This is a genomic window from Nocardia sp. NPDC002869, from assembly GCF_046764065.1.
GTDB lineage: Bacteria > Actinomycetota > Actinomycetes > Mycobacteriales > Mycobacteriaceae > Nocardia > Nocardia rhamnosiphila.
The window spans coordinates 1-4,212 of the sequence record NZ_JBKOOL010000274.1 but is presented as its reverse complement, the minus strand read 5'-3'; the positions used below and the strand labels follow the sequence as shown (position 1 = coordinate 4,212).

3 protein-coding genes are annotated in these 4,212 nt (G+C 69.3%); all 3 read right to left on the bottom strand.

Features of this window, described 5'->3' with window-relative positions; translation table 11 throughout:
- Positions 1-251: 251 nt before the first annotated feature.
- The gene (gene manA / locus ACLML9_RS27995; protein ID WP_411948308.1) at positions 252-1,466 is read right to left on the bottom strand and encodes a mannose-6-phosphate isomerase, class I; all 1,215 of its coding nucleotides are present in this window, start codon (positions 1,464-1,466) and stop codon (positions 252-254) included.
- On the bottom strand, positions 1,466-2,662 hold the full coding sequence (locus ACLML9_RS27990; RefSeq protein WP_411948307.1) for a tobH protein: 1,197 nt from the start codon (positions 2,660-2,662) through the stop codon (positions 1,466-1,468). Before ACLML9_RS27990 ends, manA begins: the two co-directional genes overlap by 1 nt.
- Positions 2,663-2,776: 114 nt before the next feature.
- Positions 2,777-4,153: a phosphomannomutase/phosphoglucomutase gene (locus ACLML9_RS27985; protein ID WP_411948306.1), complete on the bottom strand. Its 1,377-nt coding sequence runs from the start codon at positions 4,151-4,153 to the stop codon at positions 2,777-2,779.
- Between the last annotated feature and the right edge of the window lie 59 nt (positions 4,154-4,212).

Sequence of the window (4,212 nt, the reverse complement as noted above, 5' to 3'; positions counted from 1 at the left end):
CTCGAGGCCGAAACGGCGAGACCAAGGGGGCCTCAACCCCGCGGCGCCGCAGGCGGCGCCAAAAAAACACAGCACCTTTGCGAGTAGGCCCACTTCTCACCTTTGCGAGCAGGTCCACCTCTCACCTTTGCCGGCTGGGTTGACGCCGATCACCGCGGTAACACTGGGCAGACACCGTGTCCCCGCGAACACTCCGGCGCCCGAGTTCGTCCCCCCGGACGGGCACTATCCGGTGGACCGGCTCCCCTGATTCACACAGCGCCTACGCAGGCGCAGAACAAGGTGGCGGGTTCGTCGGTGGCCTGGGCGCGGATGTCCTTGTCCGTCGCCGAAATCCACGCCGCCGAGCCGCGGGTCAGCGTGACCTTCGAATCGCCGTCGAGTAGGCGGGCCGAACCGGCTGTGCAGAGCACGATGCCCGGGCCCGCGTCGGTCAGGGGCACCAGGGCGGATCCGGCGGTGAGGTCGAAGCGGCGCAGCGCGAATTCGGGAGCGGGGGTGGGGTAGCGGACGGAACCGTCACCGGCGGGCCGGGGGAGGACCAGAGGCAGGTCGATCGGTTCGAAATCCAGCACTTTCAGCAGTTCCGGGACATCGACGTGTTTGGGCGTGAGACCGCCGCGCAGCACGTTGTCGGAGTTGGCCATGAGCTCCACGGCCACGCCGTGCAGGTAGGCGTGTAGATTCCCGGCGGCGAGGAACAGGCCTTGACCGGGTTGCAGGGTGATCCGGTTCAGCAGCATCGCGGCCAGCACACCGGCGTCACCGGGATAGGCTTCGGCCAGTTCCAGGGTGGTGCGGGCTTCGGCGGCGAATTCGCGTTCGGAACCGGACAGATACCGCACGCAGCCGTCCAGTACGGTCGGCAGCAGGGTGTCCAGTACGGTCGGCGGGAGGGTGATCCAGCTGGTGAACAGGGTTCGCAGGCCGTCGGAATCGGGTTGCGCGGCAAGCAGGTCGGCGTACTGGGCGAGTTCGGCGACATCCAGCGCCCGGAACAGGTCCACGGTGCGTAACGGGTCACGGAAACCGGCGAGTGCCTCGAACCTCTCCAGCGCGACCACCAGTTCGGGTTTGTGGCTGTCGTCGCGGTAGTTGCGCATCGGGGAATCGAGCGGCACCCGGGTGCGGTTCTCCCGGGCGAAACCGGACCGTGCCTGTTCCGCGCTCGGATGGGCTTGCAGCGACAGCGGTTCCTCGGCGGCCAGGATCTTCAGCAGGAACGGCAGCCGGTCACCGAACCGCGTGGCGGCGGCACCGAGTTCCTCGCCGGGGTTCTCCGACACCACCTCCAGCAACGACCGGGTGCCGTCGTCGGTGCGCAGGTGGGCGGGATCGGCGGGATGGGCACCGAACCACAATTCCGCTTCCGGATGCGCCGACGGGACCTGGCGTCCGCAGAGTTCGGCGAGCGCGGTGCGTGAGCCCCAGGCGTACGAGCGCAGCGCACCCACTAGTTCGTGCACTAGTAGTGTCCCCCGTCGTAGCTGTCCGGATCGCTCGCCGCGATCGCCCGGCCACCGATGAGCCGCAGATAGGCCGCCGCCATCTCCCAGCGCAGCGCGAGCACCGCGAGACGTTCCAGTTCACCGCCGATCGGTGCGGGTACCGGTTGGGGCTCCGCCGATCCGGCGCGGGCGGGGTCGGCAGAGATCGCTTCGAGCTCGGCGGTGACCAGGTCGGCGTCCACGGTGCCGCCGCCCGCCCCACCGAATACCGCGATCCGGCGGCGCGCCGCGACGAGATCGGAGTCGGTACTACACACGAAGATCCGCTTCTTCTCCACCGGTGGCGGTCCGTCGAGTTGCTCGTCGTGGAACAGCGGATCGTAGTCCGGCGCGGCCGCAGTGGCGGCGTTCACCAGACGGGGTAACGCCGTCACGGCGACGGTGAGGTCCACCGCGGTCGCGGTGCGGCCCGCCGATTGCAGCAGCACCTCGGCCGCGTGCACCGCCAGCCCGGTGGTGGCTTCGGTGTCACCGGCGAGGATGAGTCCGCGCTGCTGGGTCCGCGCGGCCAGATTCTTGGCGGGATTGTGGAAGACCTCGTGCTGCGGGCCGTCGCGCAGGGCCTCGGTGTCGAGGACATCGGCCAGTTCGGCCAGTTCGGGCAGGAAGGTGGCGCTGCGGTGCCCATCGATGGTTCGCAGGACCGCGATGCCGATGCCGAGGTAGCGCAGCAGCCGGTTCTCGTCGAGTACCGGGATGCGGGGCGCGAGCAGCGCGGCCCGCCCGGCCGCGGCGGCACGCAGCGGCCCTTCGTCCGGTGCCGCCACGACCACCTCCGCGCCGCGGCGCAGCGCGCGGTCGACCGCATCGATGAGCCGTGGATCGCCGGCGTCGTCACCGGCCACCAGCACCACGTCCAGCGGACCGGCCCAGGAGGGCACGGTGGTGACCTGGACCAGCGGCAGACCGGTCCGGTCACCGAGCGCCGCGACGAGTAGCGCGGCGGCCCGGGCGGCCCGCCCGGAGCCGGAGACCAGCAGCAGACTTCGCGGGCGCAAACCGTCGAGCCGGGTGAGTGCCCCTTCTGCCACGGCTGCCGCGGTGGCACGCACCTGGGCGCCACCGGACGCAGCCGAACGGAGGGCGCCGCCGGTATCGGCGGCTTCGAGCATTGCGGCATCGTCCAGATCGAGTACCGGGGTGTCAGCGATCATCGGGCGTGGCACCTCCCCTCATCGCGCTGTTGTCGGTCTCGGCCGCGACCGCCCGCGTCGTGGACACCGGGTCTGGAACGGGCGAATCCACGGTGTGTATTTCCACTATTCCAGTCAGGCGCGGACGATGCGCAGGATCTCGGTCACGAGTGCGTCTACTTCCTCCTGCGACCTGGCTTCGACGTTGAGTCGTAGCAGCGGTTCGGTATTGGAAGCGCGCAGGTTGAACCAGGCGTGGTCCGGTAGTTGCACGGTGACGCCGTCGAGCCGGTCCACCGCGACCGCGCGTCCGCCGAACGCGTCGAGCACAGCGCCGGTGCGCGCGGCCGCGTCGTCGACGGTCGAGTTGATCTCGCCGGAGGCGGCGTAGGCGGTGTAGGAGGACATCAGTTCCGAAACGGGCCGCTTGTCCTCGCCCAGGGCCGCGAGTACGTGCAGAGCGGCCAGCATGCCGGAATCGGCGCCCCAGAAGTCCCGGAAATAGTAGTGCGCGGAGTGCTCCCCGCCGAAGACGGCGCCGGAACTGGCCATCAATTGTTTGATGAACGAATGACCCACCCGCGACCGCACCGGATTACCGCCCAGTTCGGTCACCAGCTCCGGTACCGACCGGGAAGTGATCAGATTGTGGATGATGGTGGCCCCGGGTTCCTTGGCGAGCTCTCGTTCGGCGACCAGCGCCGTGATGGCCGACGGCGAGACGGGATCGCCCAGTTCGTCGACCACGAAACAGCGGTCGGCGTCGCCGTCGAAGGCCAGACCGATATCGGCCCCCGACTCGCGGACGAGTGCCTGCAGATCCACCAGATTCTTCGGATCGAGCGGGTTGGCCTCGTGGTTGGGGAAGCTGCCGTCCAGCTCGAAGTACAGCGGTACGACCGTGACCTGCGGCAGCGCGCCGAGGACGGCGGGGACGGTATGCCCACCCATCCCGTTTCCGGCGTCCACCGCCACGGTCAGCGGCCGGATACCGCCCAGATCCACCAGGTCGCGCAGGAATGCGGCGTAATCGTCGAGCAGGTCGACCTCGGTGGCAGTACCGGGCTCGCCGTCGTAACCCGGTACCCCTGTCACCAGTTCCTCGGCGATGGCCGCCAGACCGGTGTCCTGACCGACCGGCAGCGCTCGCGGACGGCAGAGCTTGATGCCGTTGTAGCGGGCCGGATTGTGGCTGGCGGTGAACATGGCGCCCGGGCAGTCGAGCCGGCCGGAGGCGAAGTACAGCTCATCGGTGGACGCGAGCCCGATATGGACCACATCCAGGCCCTGCGCGCGCACGCCCTCGGCGAAAGCCGCCACCAGCTCGGGGGACGAGGCGCGCATATCGTGCCCGACGACGATGCGCCGTGCCTGCTCACCTCGCATCAACCGGGCGAACGCGGCACCGGTGTCCCGGACGAAATCGGCGTCGAGCTGGTCGGAGACCACACCGCGGATGTCGTAGGCCTTGATCACCGCGTTCACGGACTCGGCAGGGCGGGCGACTGTCATGGCGACTACCCTACTTTTCGGCGCCGACTTCGTCGGCCTCGACCCCGCGGCGCCGGAGG